The 18,267-nt window shown below is 37.6% G+C and carries 20 protein-coding genes and 1 riboswitch; of the genes, 11 read left to right on the top strand and 9 right to left on the bottom strand.

Annotated elements, in window-relative coordinates; translation table 11 throughout:
* The first annotated feature begins 330 nt into the window (after positions 1 to 330).
* Entirely contained in the window at positions 331 to 1,377 is a 1,047-nt protein-coding gene (locus AC3G7N_RS13520) for an ATP synthase beta subunit C-terminal domain-containing protein (RefSeq protein WP_489422691.1), read from the top strand.
* Between the two features lie 67 nt (positions 1,378 to 1,444).
* Entirely contained in the window at positions 1,445 to 1,864 is a 420-nt protein-coding gene (locus AC3G7N_RS13515) for a GNAT family N-acetyltransferase (protein WP_489422690.1), read from the top strand.
* 123 nt (positions 1,865 to 1,987) lie between these two features.
* Here AC3G7N_RS13515 and AC3G7N_RS13510 read toward each other — a convergent pair whose 3' ends face one another.
* The 5 genes from AC3G7N_RS13510 to AC3G7N_RS13490 all read right to left on the bottom strand — a co-directional run bounded on the left by AC3G7N_RS13510 (position 1,988) and on the right by AC3G7N_RS13490 (position 6,400).
* Positions 1,988 to 2,605 (bottom strand): hypothetical protein, encoded by a 618-nt coding sequence (locus AC3G7N_RS13510; RefSeq protein WP_489422689.1) that lies wholly within the window; start codon positions 2,603 to 2,605, stop codon positions 1,988 to 1,990.
* 91 nt (positions 2,606 to 2,696) lie between these two features.
* On the bottom strand, positions 2,697 to 3,143 hold the full coding sequence (locus AC3G7N_RS13505) for a YaiI/YqxD family protein (RefSeq protein ID WP_489422688.1): 447 nt from the start codon (positions 3,141 to 3,143) through the stop codon (positions 2,697 to 2,699).
* A gap of 12 nt (positions 3,144 to 3,155) precedes the next feature.
* Positions 3,156 to 4,205, bottom strand: coding sequence for a tRNA 2-selenouridine(34) synthase MnmH (mnmH, locus tag AC3G7N_RS13500; protein ID WP_489422687.1), 1,050 nt, complete (start codon positions 4,203 to 4,205; stop codon positions 3,156 to 3,158).
* A 192-nt stretch (positions 4,206 to 4,397) separates the two neighbouring features.
* Positions 4,398 to 5,342 carry an ATP-grasp domain-containing protein gene (locus tag AC3G7N_RS13495; RefSeq protein ID WP_489422686.1) on the bottom strand — a complete coding sequence of 315 codons (945 nt, stop codon included), beginning with the start codon at positions 5,340 to 5,342 and terminating at the stop codon, positions 4,398 to 4,400.
* Between the two features lie 11 nt (positions 5,343 to 5,353).
* The gene (locus tag AC3G7N_RS13490; RefSeq protein ID WP_489422685.1) at positions 5,354 to 6,400 is read right to left on the bottom strand and encodes an LLM class flavin-dependent oxidoreductase; all 1,047 of its coding nucleotides are present in this window, start codon (positions 6,398 to 6,400) and stop codon (positions 5,354 to 5,356) included.
* A gap of 581 nt (positions 6,401 to 6,981) precedes the next feature.
* Positions 6,982 to 7,089: riboswitch (SAM riboswitch) on the bottom strand.
* Between the two features lie 168 nt (positions 7,090 to 7,257).
* Here AC3G7N_RS13490 and AC3G7N_RS13485 point away from each other — a divergent pair.
* From AC3G7N_RS13485 to AC3G7N_RS13475, 3 genes are read left to right on the top strand one after another with little or no spacing between them, the layout of a single operon-like run.
* Positions 7,258 to 7,653: a GntR family transcriptional regulator gene (locus AC3G7N_RS13485; RefSeq protein WP_489422684.1), complete on the top strand. Its 396-nt coding sequence runs from the start codon at positions 7,258 to 7,260 to the stop codon at positions 7,651 to 7,653.
* Complete coding sequence (locus tag AC3G7N_RS13480; protein WP_489422683.1) at positions 7,654 to 8,757, top strand: DUF1648 domain-containing protein; 1,104 nt, start codon at positions 7,654 to 7,656, stop codon at positions 8,755 to 8,757.
* Positions 8,697 to 9,302 carry a GNAT family N-acetyltransferase gene (locus tag AC3G7N_RS13475; RefSeq protein ID WP_489422682.1) on the top strand — a complete coding sequence of 202 codons (606 nt, stop codon included), beginning with the start codon at positions 8,697 to 8,699 and terminating at the stop codon, positions 9,300 to 9,302. Before AC3G7N_RS13480 ends, AC3G7N_RS13475 begins: the two co-directional genes overlap by 61 nt.
* Before the next feature lie 372 nt (positions 9,303 to 9,674).
* On the opposite strand, the gene AC3G7N_RS13470 is transcribed toward AC3G7N_RS13475, so the two are convergent.
* Complete coding sequence (locus tag AC3G7N_RS13470) at positions 9,675 to 10,034, bottom strand: ASCH domain-containing protein (protein ID WP_489422681.1); 360 nt, start codon at positions 10,032 to 10,034, stop codon at positions 9,675 to 9,677.
* Between the two features lie 180 nt (positions 10,035 to 10,214).
* On the opposite strand from AC3G7N_RS13470, the gene AC3G7N_RS13465 reads away from it, so the two are divergent.
* From AC3G7N_RS13465 to AC3G7N_RS13455, 3 genes are all read left to right on the top strand, one after another.
* Positions 10,215 to 11,048, top strand: coding sequence for an STAS domain-containing protein (locus AC3G7N_RS13465; protein ID WP_489422680.1), 834 nt, complete (start codon positions 10,215 to 10,217; stop codon positions 11,046 to 11,048).
* A gap of 308 nt (positions 11,049 to 11,356) precedes the next feature.
* A complete protein-coding gene (locus AC3G7N_RS13460) occupies positions 11,357 to 12,904 on the top strand; it encodes a BCCT family transporter (RefSeq protein WP_489422679.1) in 1,548 nt (515 codons plus the stop codon).
* An 84-nt stretch (positions 12,905 to 12,988) separates the two neighbouring features.
* Positions 12,989 to 13,807 carry a squalene/phytoene synthase family protein gene (locus AC3G7N_RS13455; RefSeq protein WP_489422678.1) on the top strand — a complete coding sequence of 273 codons (819 nt, stop codon included), beginning with the start codon at positions 12,989 to 12,991 and terminating at the stop codon, positions 13,805 to 13,807.
* A 410-nt stretch (positions 13,808 to 14,217) separates the two neighbouring features.
* Here the strand turns inward: AC3G7N_RS13455 and AC3G7N_RS13450 are convergent, their stop codons facing one another.
* Together AC3G7N_RS13450 and AC3G7N_RS13445 are read right to left on the bottom strand one after the other, a co-directional pair.
* Positions 14,218 to 14,403 (bottom strand): hypothetical protein, encoded by a 186-nt coding sequence (locus tag AC3G7N_RS13450; protein ID WP_489422677.1) that lies wholly within the window; start codon positions 14,401 to 14,403, stop codon positions 14,218 to 14,220.
* A gap of 23 nt (positions 14,404 to 14,426) precedes the next feature.
* On the bottom strand, positions 14,427 to 14,831 hold the full coding sequence (locus AC3G7N_RS13445; protein ID WP_489422676.1) for a hypothetical protein: 405 nt from the start codon (positions 14,829 to 14,831) through the stop codon (positions 14,427 to 14,429).
* A 141-nt stretch (positions 14,832 to 14,972) separates the two neighbouring features.
* Between AC3G7N_RS13445 and AC3G7N_RS13440 the strand changes: the two genes are divergently transcribed.
* From AC3G7N_RS13440 to AC3G7N_RS13430, 3 genes are all read left to right on the top strand, one after another.
* Positions 14,973 to 15,188 (top strand): hypothetical protein, encoded by a 216-nt coding sequence (locus AC3G7N_RS13440; RefSeq protein WP_489422675.1) that lies wholly within the window; start codon positions 14,973 to 14,975, stop codon positions 15,186 to 15,188.
* A gap of 62 nt (positions 15,189 to 15,250) precedes the next feature.
* Positions 15,251 to 16,720: an MDR family MFS transporter gene (locus tag AC3G7N_RS13435; RefSeq protein ID WP_489422674.1), complete on the top strand. Its 1,470-nt coding sequence runs from the start codon at positions 15,251 to 15,253 to the stop codon at positions 16,718 to 16,720.
* 99 nt (positions 16,721 to 16,819) lie between these two features.
* Complete coding sequence (locus AC3G7N_RS13430) at positions 16,820 to 17,557, top strand: MerR family transcriptional regulator (RefSeq protein ID WP_489422673.1); 738 nt, start codon at positions 16,820 to 16,822, stop codon at positions 17,555 to 17,557.
* A gap of 37 nt (positions 17,558 to 17,594) precedes the next feature.
* Here AC3G7N_RS13430 and AC3G7N_RS13425 read toward each other — a convergent pair whose 3' ends face one another.
* The gene (locus AC3G7N_RS13425) at positions 17,595 to 18,260 is read right to left on the bottom strand and encodes a haloacid dehalogenase type II (RefSeq protein ID WP_489422672.1); all 666 of its coding nucleotides are present in this window, start codon (positions 18,258 to 18,260) and stop codon (positions 17,595 to 17,597) included.
* Positions 18,261 to 18,267 lie beyond the last annotated feature (7 nt).

Here is an 18,267-nt window from a genome sequence, read left to right as displayed (position 1 = left end):
CAAGGGGATACACGGCCAGGAATACAGGCTAACGGATGTTCTCTAACACAGCAAAAGACCGGGCGGTCTATGCCCGGTTTTTCTTATTTATTTTTCATCAGAATAGACATTTGGTATAAGGTTTTCTCCTCACTAGTTTTTCTATCAGAAAACCAGTGTAACAATTTATTATGGTAAACAATAATATGCCGGTTTCCAGAATATTATTTTTATCGAAGGTGATAGGGTAGTCTTCCAACAATAATTTTGTAATTATATTTACGCTTAAGAGTAACAAAATATTGCCTTTAAGAGTAATATATATTACTATATAAAGTAAGGAGGGATGATATGGAGAATCTTAGATTAAACGTATCTTTGTTGCGAAGACGTGTTCCTAACTTAACTACTGCCGCAAAGTCTGTTGGTTTGCGACCGGCAACCGTATCAAATTTATGCACTGGTAAAATTCCTGTCGGTAGATCTGAAGTCCGAACCATAGTTGCCCTTGCATCGCTTGCTGAATGTAGTTTGGATGAATTGATTATTAGAGGGGAGACGGTTGAGATGATTGAAACCAAAATTAAGGCGCTTGATTTGTTTGCACCACTGGCTAAAGGTGGAACAGTAGGATTGGTGTCACGACCTGGTATGGGTCAGCTTGTAGTCGTTACGGAATTATTTTACCGCTTGCGTAAGGATGGTTTTATAACCGTTTTATTGAAGCCTGAAGGGGACTATCCGGAGATCAGCGATATTCTGGACTACGTGGATATTGTTGCAACATCAATTGAAGATGCCTATGAAAAAATGGCTGCAGCTGGAAAAGATAAGGAAATAGCCTTTGCGGCTGATCGAAGTCATGTTTTAACAGGGAAGGTTTATGAAGTTCAAGAACGTTTAGAAAATATCGGTGTTCAGAACGTCACCACACTTTTAGTTGACCTCAAAGGAGAAGCTGTTGATGAAGACCTTCCTTATGGTCCGTTGGAAACACTATGGAGATTTGATGCTGATCTTTCCGTAAGGTATAAATACCCAGCTGTAAATCCAGTTTATTCTACATCATCCGTGTTAGAAGGCGCTCATATTGATCAGAATCATTTTACTACCCAGCAACGAGCTAAGAAATTGTTGCGTCGGTACCATGAGTTGCGGTCATTAGTAAATGTTAAGGGCCTGGATAGCATTCCGAAGTCTGAAAATACAACTTTCAAACGAGGTGAGCGATTAGAAGCCTATCTAACACAACCATTTTACGTAGCAGAAGAATTCACTGGTCAAAAGGGTGAGGCGGTTAGTCTGAAGGACGCCATTAATGATGTCCGTAAGATATTGGATGGAAGTACAGACTCAAAAGACGTGGAAGCATTAACCTATATCGGGAAACTTTCCTAATATGCATGGATGAATTAGGATAATATCAGGTGGTGACAGTGCCACTACAGTGAAAGAGGGTCCGCTTATGGAAATAACAGATCAGTTCAATCAGAATGATGTTAGCTACATCAGGAAAAAAGTTATTGAGCATAATATGGAAGAACTCCCAGAACATATCAAGACGCCAAATGATGATATTGGCTTTGTTTTGCGAGATGACAATGGTGAAATAGTTGGTGGAATCACTGCCAATATGTTTTGGCATCATATCCATATTGAATTTTTGTGGGTAGACAAACGTTTTCGAAAAGAAGGTTATGGGAGTATCTTACTAAAAGAGCTAGAAGATTTTGCGAGAGAAAAAGCGTGTAGATTAATCTATTTAGATTCATTCAGCTTCCAGGCCCCTTGCTTTTATCAGAGAAATGGATATAAAGTTTTCGGAAAGTTAGATGACCATCCAAAAGGGTATGACCTGTACTTTTTGCAGAAACGTCTGACATAGTTTCAGGAATGGTATAAGAGGCTCGGTTTTTGTTTCACATTAAACGCGCAGTTAAATAAAAATTAACCGGTATTAGGATAATTGAACCTAATACCGGTTAATTTTTCGCTATCGAACATATGCCTAGATTGGATCTACAACTTTGAAACTTTCAAGCATGGAATCAAACCGGACGCCGTGTCCCTCGGAAGCTGCAAAGAAATATTTTTGTTTGACTAGAAATACATTCGCATCTGCTTTAAAGAAATAGAATTTATATACAAGACTATCCCAATTTTGCGGGCCTTCTGTCATGTATTTCACTACTTTTCCTTCCATTGGAACCGTCACATCTTCTGTTCTTTTAACGGTTAATCCGTATTCTTTCAGTACTTTTTCTGTTTTAGCCATTTCTTCTTCAATTGTTGTGTTTGTAGTTTGAATAATTTCCATTGAAACTTCTGGGTATTTATCCTCTAATTTGTTTTGTAGTACAATTTTATCACTTTCTTCTGATTTATCCATTTTGTACCTGGAATCATCCACATAGATGATATAACGATGTTCTTCATTTGCTTCAAGTATTACATCTGTTTTTTCTGTCTTCCCCTCAATTTCTATACTGATTTCTTTTTCCGGTTTAAACATTTCTTTTAAATTATGATCCACTGCTTGATCAGTATTCGTCTTAACGCCAAACCCTATTATAACTAACGCAAGCGCAGTACTCACTGCCACAATAAAACGATTTCGTTTCTTCATTCAGCATTCACCACTTTAGCAACTTTTCAATAGTATAAGTAAATATCTTTAGATTGTGAATGAAAAGTTAATAGACGGGTTTATTTCTACGTTAATGTGTTTCTTCAAGCTTCCACAGGAGAAGATCCCTAAACTTCTGCTGATCTTCTTCTGTGAATGCTTTAGGCCCCTTTGTGCGTTTGCCACTTTTTCTTGCCATCGCACTTGTATAACGGGTGTGTAGTAGCTTATCAATATTTTCTTGCGTATATTCAAACCCTTTATGATGAAGGACAATACATCCTTTTCCTAATGCTAGTGACGCTAATCCATAATCCTGTGTAATGACGATGTCGCTTTCCTCAGCTAATTGCATGATTCGAAAGTCTGCAGAGTCTGCACCTGTATCTACATAGATTGTTTCAACATCGGGAACATCGTCTCCGTGAGAAAAATGGGCGAAGCTTTTCACAAGTGTCACAGGAATAGTTGCATCAGCAGCTATTGAGATGATGGTATCCTTTACTGGACAGGCATCCGCGTCTACATATATTTTCATCCCTGGTTCACCTCATTCTATATAGTTCAATTCAGCTTCTTTTATCAAGTTCTGGATCTTATGAAATGCTTCCTCAACAGTTTGCGCATGCACTGAAATTTTTTGATCATCCGGGAAAGCGTCAGCAGCGTATTCATATTTGGGGTCATAGTAATATTCCAGTAATAATTGAACTGCAGAACTATATTCCTCATTTGTCAAATATTTATGAATTTCTTTAGCAATTGGTGTATGGATCCGTTTTTTAATTAATAGAAAAGCTTCCATAAATTTTTCGGGAAAGTTCCAAGGCTGATAGTCATCTAAAATATTTTTGACTCGTTCCTCTATAGGTAAGTTAATAAAAATCTGAGTACCATGTTCTTTATGATTGTATAAAAATTCAGGAATGGTAACTTTGCCGATCCGTTTGCTTTCGCCTTCCATAAAAATGAAGGGTGCTTTCTGATGGATCAGTAAATTTTCGACTAAATTGGACTCAAACTGCTTCTGGTTGCTTTGTTTTAGCCCGATTTGACCAAAAATGGAACCACGATGGCTCGCCATTCCCTCTAAATCTAGTACAGGATGGCCACTTTGCTGTAGCATTTCTAAGAGGATAGTCTTTCCAGATCCAGTGTATCCGTTCAGAACATAGGCTTTCGATGTTACTTTATAAGTAGCCAACGTTTGAACAACCCATTGACGGTATGACCGTATGCCGCCGCTTAAGCGAAAGGTGTGAGACCCCATTAATTCAAGGACCGTTGCAGCCGTTTTACTTCGCATGCCACCACGCCAACAAAATACAGTTTTGGATGTTTGTATACTAGTAAAAGCTTTAATAAACGCTGGAAGTTTTGCTGAAAATATTTCTAATCCGCGTTCTTTAGCAGCTTCAGGTCCCACCTGTTTATAAATGGTTCCTACTTCAGCGCGTTCATCATTATCAAAAATCGGAATGTTAATGCTACCAGGAATCGTAGCTTCTTCAAATTCTTTTGGTGAACGCACATCAATCACTGTATGGTTTTCTTTATTTTGTAATTCGAATAGTTTTGTTAATGAAATATCTTTAACCATCATTATTACCCCTTTTATGAAACGAACTAATTTGTGCATGACAATATGTCCAGTATTCCCATTCGTTACCGTGCCTATAATCTGTTATTTATTACCCTGTTTTTAAAAGTCTTTCATCAAGTTTATCATAGGATAGAAAATTGGATAGAAAAAACCCCCTACATCTTAACAAGAGAAGTAGGGGGTTAGCTATTATTGATTTACTATGCTCAACTGATTACCCAAATATTTAGCCAGTTCAAGCATTCCATATTTATCAGCTTGTGCTTCCGCGTCGGAGTTGTAATTTGTGTTTGTGTTGACATCATAGGTGAAAATCTCACCATCTTGGTCGTAGATGAATTCAATACCAGCTACTTGGATATCATTATTTTTTAGAAACTCCTCATATTTTTCAATAATTGGATCCCGAAATCCTTCTACTACCTGAAACTTTGGCTTCTCAGGTACTTCTTCTCCAACTGGACAATATAAATCATCAATTTTGCATGCATCAGCCGGGCAAAGTTCAAAGCCTTCCGATGTATCAACACGTACAGCATAAACAAACTTTCCGCCAACAAACTCACAGCGTGTTATATATGGTTCGGGTGCTTGAATATATTCCTGAATAAGCGTGATACCGTCGATTGAAGGATCAAATGATGGGCCATCAAGGTATTCCTGTAATGCCTCAATTGAATGAAATAATTGTACACCCAGTCCTTTTCCCGCACGATTATGTTTTGTAATATAGGAAGTTAAATTTAACTCTTTAGCTGCCTGGATAATTTGATCTTTCCCGACAGCAGCAATCGTTTTCGGTGTGCGAACACCAGCAATATCCAATGCCATATATTGGTTTACCTTGCTTACTTCCAGTCGTAGTGCACGACTACCGTTCACTACTTTACGACCATGACGTTCAAGCCATGCTAACACGGCTTCCGTTAATTCTGGCGCAAATCTATTACCACGTGTATGAGATGACGCACTCATTCTGCTGTAAAAAACACCCTCGGGTGGAACCTTAGACAAATCAACAGTACCCTCATCTAAATGCCATTCCTCATAAGGTAGATTTAATTCTTCCAATCTATTAATTAAATGTGCTGTCCATTCATTATTTTCATGAATAACATAAATTTTTTCGGTCATAATAGTACCTCCTATTTTATAGCTTTACGCTTTTCTTCTACTAATGGCATTACTTTTCTCGAGAATCGTTCCATTTCTTCTAATTGTGGAGAAAACTGAAGGAGTAAAAGATCTACACCAACATTTTCAAAATCGATAATGCGATCAGCGATTTGTTCCGGTGTACCCATTAAGTTTGGGCGCAATCCTCTGTTTGAGACGGAATAATCATTCAGTTTTACTTGTTGCTCAAGTTGTGATTTACCAACAAAGTCTTCATATCCCGCGTATCCGCTCGTGTCTTTTACATCTGTAATTCGCTTCCATTCTTCAACTACCTCTTCTTCAGTATCACGACAGATAATATAAGCAGCCAACCCAAATGATTGTAATGGTGGTTTTCCAGTTTCGGCGCGGAGTTTTTTCATATTTTCAACCTTAGTCTTGATCTCTTCAACTGTTCCACCGTGCATAACAAATGCATCGCACGAATTGACGATAACTTGTTTCCCACGTTCACTTTCTCCACCTGCATATAAAATAGGATTCGGGCGTTGAACTGGTTTTGGTTCCAAGTGAGCATTCGTAACTTCATAGAACTTTCCTTTATAGTTAAATGTTTTTTCCGTCCACATACCTTTTAATACGTCTAAAAATTCTTCTGTTCGTTGATACCGTTCATCGTGTTCCGTGAAGTCACCCTCGTATTGGCGTGCTTCTTCCTCCCACCAACCGGAAACAACATTTAACGTGAAACGACCACCTGAAATGTGATCAATGTTGGCTGCCATTTTTGCGGTGACAGCTGGATTATGGAACACTGGTCTTACAGCAGCCATAATTTCAATTTTTTCCGTAACAGCTGCAAGTGCTGCCGCTGTAGACCATGCCTCTATGGAATCATGTTCAATCCCTTTTATATCATTTAAATACAATTCTGCGATTAAAGTCGTGTCATATCCCCATTTCTCTGATGATTGAACTACCTGTTTAGCATAATCAAAAGTTGGAGGCATATTTTCATCCTCCACATTTCGTAACCATCCACCAAAAATAGGTAACCAAAATCCATATTTCATCTATATTTTCCCCCTGTTTTCAAAGTAGGCTGTTTTCTAAGAGATTGCTGTTTTTAACACAAAGCCTATAAACTACGACGTAACTAAAAATCATGTTTGGTGCCCTGCAACCGCTGCGGAAAAACACTACGCTTTCCGCGGGCTCGCGATGAGCCTCCTCGATCGCAAAGACCGCTCACTGCGGGGTCTCATCGTCTTCGCTGTTCCCGCAGGAGTCTACGTGGATTTCCTTCACTAGGGTTGAGCTTAACAATTTCAATTTATTTGATTGTTTATATCACACAGGCAGCCAGCAATTTATGGAAGTTGTTTGGAGCGGAGGACCGTTGACTCCTGCGGGACCAGCACGAGTCTGAAGACCCCGCAGGAAGTGGTTTTCTTCCGAGGAGGCTGAAGCCGTGCCCGCGGAAAGCAACGGTCCGCAGCGGAAAACAATCTGCAGTTACATCGTAATGTATTTCCGGAACGGTATGTTATGTCGTAGTTTTTATCAACTTCGGTGGTATGAGCAACAAACTATAAGAAAATAGTCTTAAAGTAAAAAAACTTCTTCAAGTAAGAAGAAGTTAGAATAAAGCCTCATCTTATCTGTCAGAATTACTGTCTGCTGGAATTAGCACCTTTTTGAAAAAGCTTCAAAGGGTTGCTGGGTTTCATCGGGCCATTCCCTCCACCTCTCTTCATAAGAATATTCAATTAAAGTAATCATACCAGAAAACTATGAATTAAATCAATTGCTTTGTTTTCTTCTCTTTACAATTTTCTGTTATTTTTTTATGTTGGCACTTGATTGTTTGTAATAACTGTTATACAATGTATATAACAGGCATACAAATTAAAGTAGAAGGTGATTCAATGTGTATATCAATCTTGATTTAGAATCAACACAACCCATTTACACGCAGTTAAAATACCAAATAATAGCTGGAATAGCGAAAAAAGAAATAATACCAGGAGAAGGACTGCCATCAGTAAGGTCACTCGCAGCAGATATCGGAATAAATCTTCATACAGTAAATAAGGCCTATCAACAACTAAAGCAAGAAGGATTTATTTTAATCCATCGACAAAAGGGTGTTGTGGTTAATCCTGATGGGGTAACAAAAGCAGACGAAGCATACATGGATGAGCTTAAAAACACATTACATCCTTTGGTTGCAGAATCTGTTTGCAGAAACGTAAGCGAAGAAGAATTTTTACAGTTATGTAAGCGATTGTTTAATGAATTTAAAGACGGAGAAAGGGGCAATTAAATGAATGCAATGATGATTATTTTACTTTTGGTGACTATGCTTCCAGTGTTTATTTCACTCATGTTTATTCCATATTGGACGAGAAGGACAGAAAGTTTTGGTGTTTCGATACCTGAAGAGGTTTATTATAGCGAAGGGTTAAAATCAATGCGTGAACAGTACGCAAAATTAACAGGGGTATTAGGTCTTCTAGTTACGGTTGTTTTTCTTATAATGGGATCTTTTTTTGAAAACGAGGAAATGATGAGTATCTTGTTCTCTGTTGTAATTGCATTATTTATTATAGGAAGCTTTTTAATTTATCTTAAATTCCATCGTGCTATGAAGCGCTTAAAGGATCAAAAAAATTGGTCAGAAGAAAAGTCGCAGTTGGTCGTAGTGAATACACGTTTTCGTGATGAAAAACTTATTCACTCCAATCTATGGTTTATTATTTCGTTTATTATTGCTTTCGCATCTATGTTTATTACGTTTCGGTTCTATAATCGAATACCTGATCAAATTCCGATGCAATATGACTTCGATGGAAATGTGACGAACTGGTCAGAAAAATCATATCGCACGTTAATGATTATGCCGATTATGCAGGTTTATCTAACATTGCTTTTCATCTTTATAAATACAGTAATTGGCAAATCAAAACAACAGGTAAATGCTGAAAATCCAAAAGAGTCTATGCGCAGAAACGTTATTTTTAGACGTAGGTGGTCTGCATATATTATTATTACAGGGATTGCGTTAACACTCTTGTTTTCCTTTACACAACTTTCTTTTATCTTTACGATTAACCAACAGCTATTAGTAATTGCTCCACTTGTCTTAGGGATTGGTGTAACGGTCGGGGCTATCGTTCTTTCGATTACGACAGGGCAAGGTGGCAGTCGCATCAAAACAAGTACGGGGCAAAATGGAAAAGTAATTGATCGCGATGATGATCTCTACTGGAAATTAGGGATGTTTTACTTCAATAAAAATGACCCCTCTATATTTTTAGAAAAACGGTTTGGAGTTGGCTGGACAAATAACTGGGCGCACCCATTATCATGGATTATAATGCTAGTAATCATTACAGGTGCAGTTGGAATACCGATATTGTTACAATGAAAGAAATTATAAAAGATTCTATACCGAGTTTTTATAAGGAGATTATGATGGACACAATTTTGATAGATACGATGCATGATAAAGATTCAGCGCAAGTCTTGGATATTTTCCAAGAAGGAATTGAAACAAAAAATGCTACATTTGAAACAAAGGCTCCCACATGGGAAGCTTGGAATCGTGATCATATTTCATCATGCAGGCTGGTAGCTCGCGTAGGAGATCAGGTGATTGGTTGGGCGGCGCTAACTCCTACTTCCGCGCGACGAGCTTATGTTGGCGTGGCGGAAGTAAGCATCTATTTGCGACTTGCTAGTGCGGGAAGAGGACTGGGTAGTAAACTTCTATCTTCAATAATAGAAACCAGTGAATATGAAGGTTTTTGGATGTTGAAATCAGGTATTTTCCCTGAAAATAAAGCAAGTATTGCGTTACATGAAAAGTTTGATTTCCGGGTACTGGGAACGCAAGAACGTGTTGGTCAGATGGATGGTATCTGGCGGGATGTTGTACAGATGGAGCGGCGGAGTATAATTGTTGGGGTTTAAACGTGGCTCGCTTTGCTTAATAAAATCATTTGCATTTCCCGCCGCTGATTGAATTTATTGAGTATCTTCACTAAAAAAATGCCAATTTTCTTAACGGCCAAGAAAGTATAAAATTTTGCCGAATAACTGTCTAGCTTCAGTGCCTAGACACGACAAGCATAAGCAGTTCGCTTACGCGCGGGCAAAGCACCCACACTGCACCGCTCTGCTTATGCTTGTCGTGTCTTTCAAGGCACCCTGAGCTTTTCTTATTGTTGTTAAGAAAACCTTATCACCATATTTCCAAGAATGGATAAGGTTTTCCAGTGACTATACTGTATGAAGATTGTCACAAGCGAACAAGATAGCATCAAAAATAAAAAAATTTTATTTTTATTTTTGTTCTTTAATTGGAACAAATTCATGAACCCATACTTTCATTTCGGATGACCATGGCATACCAGGATGTGATGACAAAATGGATTGTTTATATTCTTTCACATTTTTATATCCTTCTTGCTTAGCATCTCCATCAGTTAACTCACCAAGTGTTTGTGTATAGACGTTTCTGACTACAAATTGATGATCTTCTAATTCCATAATTTCACCGATATCCGCATATCTCCCATTTCTGCGGGTAGCTGTTTTTTGACCTTTAATGACCTTTTCTATATCTTGCGAAACAGTAACTAGTCGCTCAATAGAACATGTTTTTGGAGGTAATTCCTCATTTTTTTTATATTGTTCTGTCACGTAAATACCACCTTTCAATAATTTAAACTTATTTCCTTCTTAATGGTAGTATATATGAAAATAACTCCTTTGTAAGGATTTGAAAATAATAACACAATGCTGGGCATCAAGAAGTTAGTAGTCAAAAAATTTTTATATGTAGTATAATATACGTAATAGGAATTATAAGGTGGCGTAGTTATGTCGTTAAATGGTCAATCTTTAATTGAAGAAACGAAATTGTTAGGGAATAAAATTGAAGAACGGAAGTATGATATTTCACGTGAAATGGCTGAAAATCGGGACAATGATACAGAAAAAGCACTTGAAATTCGTGCGGAGATTATTCAAATAATAGCTGATTCATTTAGCCAAAGTACTGAAACTGTCACAGATCGGATTACTAAATGGGGGATAATGACCGGTGAACAAGCCATAAATTATGGCGTTGCCCTGGATGACTCACTAAAAAGCACTTCAAATATCCGTCAAATATTATGGGGAAATATAGAAACGATTGTAGTTGCAAATAAGGTGTCGATAGAAACTGTTTTTGAAGTAGCTCGAAAAATTGACCCACTTCTTGACCAAGCCGTTTATGCCTACAGTACAGCGTATGTTAAGTCATACAAGGAAGTATTAGACCAGGCACAGGAAAACTTCTTAACCTTATCTGCTCCTGTAGTTCCAATACTTGAAGGTATTGCTGTGTTACCAATTATCGGCGGAATTGATACAGACCGTGCTGATGTCTTATTGCAAACCGCATTACGAGAATCAGCTAAACAGGATTTAACTCATTTATTTATTGACCTCTCTGGTGTAGCAGTTGTGGACACGATGGTAGCAAATTATATATTTAAAATTATTCAATCACTTGAATTAGTAGGGGTAAAGGCAGTTCTAGTTGGTATCCGTCCAGAGGTTGCACAAACGATGGTAACGTTAGGTATTAATTTTTCAGAAGTGAAAACGTATAGTACGATGCAGCAAGCACTATCTAAATACATGACTTCGGAAAATTTAATTAAATAAATTTATGGTTAGCTATCTGACTAAGTTAAGTAGCAACTTAGTCGGATAGCTTATTTACATATGAACAGATTTATCGCATACATCAAGCTATGTGTGGAAAATATAAATACAGTAGAAGCTTAATTAATTGTTTTCCTTCAGAATCGTATTGTGGTTGGGTAAATAATTGACGTAGCAATTGATCATCTCTATAATAAAAAGTTATGTAATTCAAACGAGCAAGCTGATGGATTTTTGGTTAAAGTTAGTGCAACTCGTACCAAATATTTCCATTGAACACTTGTTCCTAAACAATTAGGAGGAAAAAGGTGCCAGATAAAAAGAAATATAAATTGGATTGGACAGTATTTATAGTAAGCGGTGGATTTTTAATTTTGTTTATTATCTTGTCATATATTAATAGCGCTATGGTTGATGATGCGATTACAAAACTATTTGGTTTATCAGCTGATTTATTTGGAGCGTATTGGCAATTATTATTACTTGGAAACTTTGTAATTGGGCTAGGCTTAGCATTTTCAAAATATGGTAAGGTTCGTTTAGGTAATCAAGAAGAACCTAAATACAGTTATTATAAATGGGTTGCTATGATACTTTGTACATTGCTAGCAAGTGGTGGTGTTTTTTGGGCAGCAGCTGAACCAATGTACCATTACATGGCCACTCCTCCATTGTTTGGTGGTAAGTCAGGTAATGTTCCAGCGGCATTTGCACAAGCATTTTTGCACTGGGGCTTTCTAGCATGGGCGATTTTAGGAACCCTTGCTACAATCGTGATGATGTATGTTCATTATAGTAAAGGGTATCCTTTACGACCAAGGGCATTACTATATCCGATTTTTGGTAAAAAAATATTTAAAAAAAGTGTGCTAGGGTCAACAGCTGACATTGTTTCTATTGTAGCAACTGTGGCTGGTACATTAGGGCCGCTTGGATTTCTCGGATTACAAATATCCTATGGGCTTAATTATTTATTTGGAATTCCTAACACAATAACAGTAAGTATTATTGTTATCCTTGTACTTGTAACTATTGCTGCAATTTCTGCTGCCACAGGGGTAGACAGAGGGATTCTTTTCTTAAGCCGGATAAATATCGGATTCACTATGCTACTAGCAGCCATCATACTTATTATAGGGCCAACACTATTTATTTTTGATGCGTTTCTTGGTGGTACAGGTTTCCGTTTGCAAAACTTCTTTACGATGACTTTATACCGTGGGGATGGTGCATGGCTTGGATCATGGACTATATTTTTCTGGGGATGGTTTATCGGCTATGCTCCAATGCTAATCATCTTTATAAGTCGAATATCTCGCGGGAGAACGATTAAAGAATTAATTATTGCCGTATCAATTGTAGCTCCATTAGTTAGTAACTTCTGGTTCGCTATCGTTGGTGGTACAGGTGTGTTTTTTGAAATTGAAAATCCTGGTTCTATTTCCACTGCATTAAGTGAAGCGGGAATGCCAGCCGCAGTAATGGCGATTATGGATCAACTTCCATTTGGTGTTGCCTTAGCAGTAGCATTTTTATTCGTATCTGTCATTTTTGTTGCAACAACAACAGATACAATGTCATATACAGTTGCGGCTAGTTTAACAGGGAATGACCATCCACAACGATGGTTACGGGTTTTCTGGGCATTGATATTTGGCTTAACTACAATAATGATACTTACGATCGGTGAGGATAGTATTACTTCAATCCAAAATTCTATCGTTATCACAGCGGTTCCAGTTTCCCTGCTATTACTGGCACCTCTTTGGTCAGCATCGAAAATAGCAAAAAAAATGGCACTTGAACAAGGTATTGTGTGGGAAAGGGAACAAGTAAAACCGAAAGTTAAAAAGTAGAGATTTTAATTTGGAGATATAAATTAATTGCATTTTTTGTTATACTTATTTATACCTCGTAGTTTACGAAGGAGGATAAAAAAGTTGAGAAACGGAACAAAATTGCAAAAAGAAGCAATGCACATTTTAAAGCTTACAAGTAGAACATTTTACATACCGATTAGTCTTTTAAAACCTACTTTAAAAGAAACGGTAGGTTCTGCGTATTTGTGTATGCGGGCAATTGATGAAATAGAAGATCACGAAATGTTGAAACCTGAAACGAAACAGCAATTGTTGCGAACAACCAGTAATCTTTTAAAGAATGAATTTGATAATAATGCGTATCTTGAACTTATTGAACCATATAAAAATCTATTACCAGAAGTGACAGTACGGCTTGGTGACTGGATTGCGTTTTGCCCTAAAGAAATAGTTGGTAAAATAACGGATTCAACAAGTATTATGGCGGCTGGAATGGCTAAGTGGGTTGAAAAAGATTGGCAAATAAAAAGCAAGGAAGATTTAGACGACTATACGTATTATGTTGCAGGATTAGTCGGAATCATGCTTTCTGATATATGGGAATGGTATGATGGAACAGAGACAGACCGCGACCTTGCCATTGCATATGGACGGGGATTACAAATTGTAAACATTTTGCGCAATCAACAAGAGGATAAAGAACGTGGCGTTAGTTTTATTCCAGATGACTGGGATACGAATGATTTGTTTCGGTATACCGAACAAAACTTACAGCTTGCAGATGAGTACATGAAAGATATCAAAACCCGTAATATTCTGCTGTTCTGTAGAATTCCATTAGCACTTGCAAAACGTACACTCAAGGCTTTAAAGGGTGGTCGTGAAAAAATTTCCCGCAATGAAGTGGAAACGATTGTGGATGAAATAACAAATGAATAGATAATAATCAAAGCGCAGTTCTTAGGGAGCTGTGCTTTTGATTGTTACAAGCAGAGGTATATGATTTAGAAAATGATAAAATAAACAAACCCTAATAATTGGTAAACTAAAAGTACGGGGAATCAGCACGGAATCATTCTGCTCAGAGACCCGTGCTGATTTTTAAACATACCCAAACCTAAAACATTATTTTAACATAAATATTCAGAATATCTTGTAAATCTATTGTTAGCCAACAATTTCGGGCATAAATTAACTTATAATCTTAATAGATATTTAATCGAAAACACCATTTCATCAACAAAAAATGACCATCAATTAGCATACAGGTTGATGATCATTTTACATTACATTTTAAGTTTGTGATAGGAAACAGAACCCGCTAAATTGATCTGAATTTTTTGATAAATTTATTTTCCAAGCAATGCTCTTATTCCAAGATATAATAGCACTAATCCGAATACGATTATGGCTATTCCACCAACTATCTCAAAAAATCCTGCTATTCCAGCTGTAACGAAAGCTGAAGTTGGAAGATTAGCTAGTGCAAATCCGGCAAGAATACAAGCTAAATAAAGTAAAACGAAATGTTGCATCTTCTACCCCTCCATTCTTAATGTTAGTAGCACTGGAACGATTGGACTCTGTCTAAATCAACTCCATAATATACCCATCTGTAGCCGCTCCATCTGAATCCCGAAATGGACTGCCTACCAACAAACACTGGGAAAAACCAAAAAGAGTCCCAATTTAACCAAACGTAGGTGAAACGATAAAGGCAACCTTGGATGGCACCTGGATCTACAGCATAAATTTGAAATTGTTGCTGTGTTGGAGTGAAAGATGGTGGCGGGGTGCTGGGAGCACCAACTGATTGTCCTCCGCCTTGGAATGGAAAGCCAGGTTGCCCCCCTCCAGGTATTCCAGGCTGTCCTCCGCCAGGAATACCTGGAAGGAAGTCAGATATAAAGTCTGGTAAGTTGAACTGCCTTTCGTGATCGGTTGGGTTTTTTTTATAATTCATTATTCATTCCTCCTGAAAAGTCTTCCTTACACTATATGGTTATTTATCTAGAGTGGGAATGATATTTCATATTTTCTGAAAGACCGTTATGTGAAAAAAATGGTATAATAATAAAACGGTTAGAAGTGTGGGGAAAATGAAATGTTGAATTTCTATGGAAGTTTATCGGCAGAAGTATATGAGCTAGGTAAGCCAATCGGTCGATCCTTTAGTGAATCGAATTTTGGAGAAGAAGAGTTAACATTAATCGATAAAGGAATTGGGTTCGCTAATCTAGTGATTTCATCAAACTGTAATTACGGACAATACCCGACGAATGTAAACCAATCCATTACTGTTGAAGCGATAAAAAAGTAAGTTTTCAACAGTCCCAGGCATCATATAATATGGTATAAGATAACTAAAGGAGACTTAACTTCATGGATAGTGATACGGGAGAAAAGAAATATGAATATTTAGCTGAAGATCCGAATGGCAAAGTGATGCCAATTATGCTGTCGTTAATCATCGGCGCCTTTTTTGCAATATTAAATGAGACACTTTTAAATATTGCCTTAACAACTTTGATGGAGGAATTTAGCATTTCGGTTACAACGGTGCAGTGGATTGCGACTGGATTTATGCTTGTAATGGGTATTGTTATACCAATGTCCGCCGTATTATTACAATGGTTTACAACCAGACAAATGTTTTTGGGTACGATGACAGTCTTTACAATTGGAACAGCAATTTGTTCAGTTGCACCAACCTTTTCTATATTACTTGCCGGTCGACTGTTGCAAGCTGTAGGAACAGGATTATTGATTCCAATTATTTTTAATACGTTTTTGTTAATTTATCCACCACGCAGGCGTGGAGCGGTGATGGGAATAGTAGGCCTTGTCATCATGTTTGCTCCGGCAATTGGACCAACTTTATCAGGGGTTATTGTGGAACATTTAGGATGGCGCTACCTTTTTATAACGGTAATTCCATTTGCTTTATTTTCAATAGTTTTTGCTTATAAATACCTAATTAATGTTTCAGAAGTTACAAAACCAAAGGTAGATGTTCTATCAATTATATTTTCAACGGCTGGATTTGGTGGAGTAGTTTTTGGGTTTAGTTCCGCTGGAGGTAGTGAGGATGGCTTTTTAAGCCCTGTTGCTTATATGCCTATTTCAATCGGAATTATTGCGTTACTATTCTTTTCATTCAGGCAATTTAAACTGGAAGAACCTTTGCTCGATCTAAGGGTGTTTAAATTCCCAATGTATACGCTTGGTGTAGTGATGTTTTTTATTATTATAATGGCGATGTTTGCTTCAGAGATTATTTTACCAATATACATGCAAGGCCCATTAGCATTGACAGCAGCAACAGCGGGGTTAGTTTTGTTGCCAGGTAGTTTATTGAATGGGCTTTTGTCACCAGTTATGGGGAGACTATTTGATAAAGTCGGCCCTAGGGTTTTAATGATCCCAGCCAGTATTCTTCTTTGTGGAACCATGTTTGTCATGACTAGATTGGATATCAATACGCCCATTTGGGTTATAGTTGTAAGTTATATTTTGTTGATGGTCTCCGTTTCAGCGATTATGATGCCAGCAGAAACAAACGGCCTAAACCAATTACCGAAACAGTTATACCCACATGGGACAGCAGTTATGACAACATTACAACCTGTGGCAGGTGCGATCGGAGTTTCAGCTTTTATAAGTATTATGAATGCAAAGAAAAGCAGTGTGCTAGATAAAGCGGCTACCCCGAATGATCCGTTTACAGTAAACAAAGCGATGGTATCAGGTGTTGAATTAGTGTATCTAATTGCATTAGGATTTACAATTGTTGCTTTAATTGTTTCCTTTTTTGTGTACCGTGCCGAGCCAAAAGAAGAAGTAAAGGAATAAGAAGAAATAAAACTCATTTTTATAATGGGTTTTATTTTTGTTCTTGACTCTAACGTTACGTGATACCTTAAAGTAGTAATTAAAGGGAGGTTGTTACCTATGAAAGTCAAAGAAGTTGCGGATTTAGTCGGGATTAGTGTGCGCACCCTACATCATTATGATGAAATAGGGTTATTGATACCGAATGATACAACGGAATCAGGCTATCGAATATACTCAAAAAATGAACTCGCAACCCTACAGCAAATTTTATTTTTTAAAGAGCTCGGCTTCCCTTTGAAAAAGATTAAGGAAATCATGGCTAGTCCCAGCTTTGACCAAAACGAAGCATTAGAGGTGCAACGAAATATGCTTCTGGAAAAAAGACGGAGAATGGATAGTATGATTTCGATGATTGACAAAACAATTCAAAACACGAAAGGAGAAATAACCATGAGTGAAAAAGAAAAATTTGAGGGCTTTGATTTCAGCCACAACCCTTATGAGCAGGAAGCACGTGAGCGTTGGGGTGATGAGGCAGTAGATGATTCAAATGAAAAGCTGGGAAAAATGTCAAAAGTTCAACAAAAAGAACTAGGCGAAGAATTTGATGCTATTTATAAAAGGCTAGCTACGTTACGTCATCAACAGCCTGAGTCCAACGCGGCCCAGGGAGGTATTGCCGAGTGGTATATTTATTTGAATAAGGTCGGAGTCTATTCGCTGGACGCTTTCAAGGGTCTTGGCCAAATGTATGTGGAGGATGATCGTTTCACAAAAAATATTGATGAATATGGGGATGGATTGGCAGTATTTATGCGTGACGCGATGGCCATTTATGCGGATAACAGAAAGTAAAATGAAGGAAAGTGGCAGCGTAATCACTGCCACTTTCCTATTTCCATTCTAAAATTCCGGTTAAGTCACTGTATATTTTATCCGGTTCCAGATTTAGACCTTCTACTGGTGATTCCTGCCGGTTAATCCATGCCGTATAAAAGCCAAAGTTCTTAGCGCCCGAAATATCCCAGCCGTTGGAAGACATGAATAGTACTTCTTCTGGTTTAACCTTCAATTTGTTGCTTGCATACTCGTAAGATTTTGGTGAAGGTTTAAAGGACTTTATTTCGTCGATGCTGATAATATGGTTTAGGTAATTTTGAAGCTTTGATCCTTCAATTAATGGATCCAGCATATCATGTGAACCATTTGAAAAAACTGCCAGCTGTTTGTCCGTAAGCTTTTGTAACACAGATTCCGCTTCTTCATAGACAGATAGCTGAAGGTATTCTTTTAGTAGAGCATCTTCTGTATTTGCATCCAGTTTTTCACCTTGGTTCGCAACAGCATATCGGAGTGAATCTTTCGTGATTGAGAAAAACGTTTCATAGTTCCCCATAATTTCACGCAAGTTGGCATACTCCAGTTGCTTCTTTCTCCAAGTTTGACTGATTTTATCGCCTTTTCCTGGAAAAAAATGATTACATTTCTCCATTACAGAATGAACATCAAATAATGTTCCATATACATCGAATACAAATGCTTTAATGTTTGGGTGCATAAGGTAA

The organism is Virgibacillus carmonensis, assembly GCF_057836705.1.
Note: the sequence above shows the minus strand (reverse complement) of the source record. Positions and strands in the feature narration are given on the sequence as shown.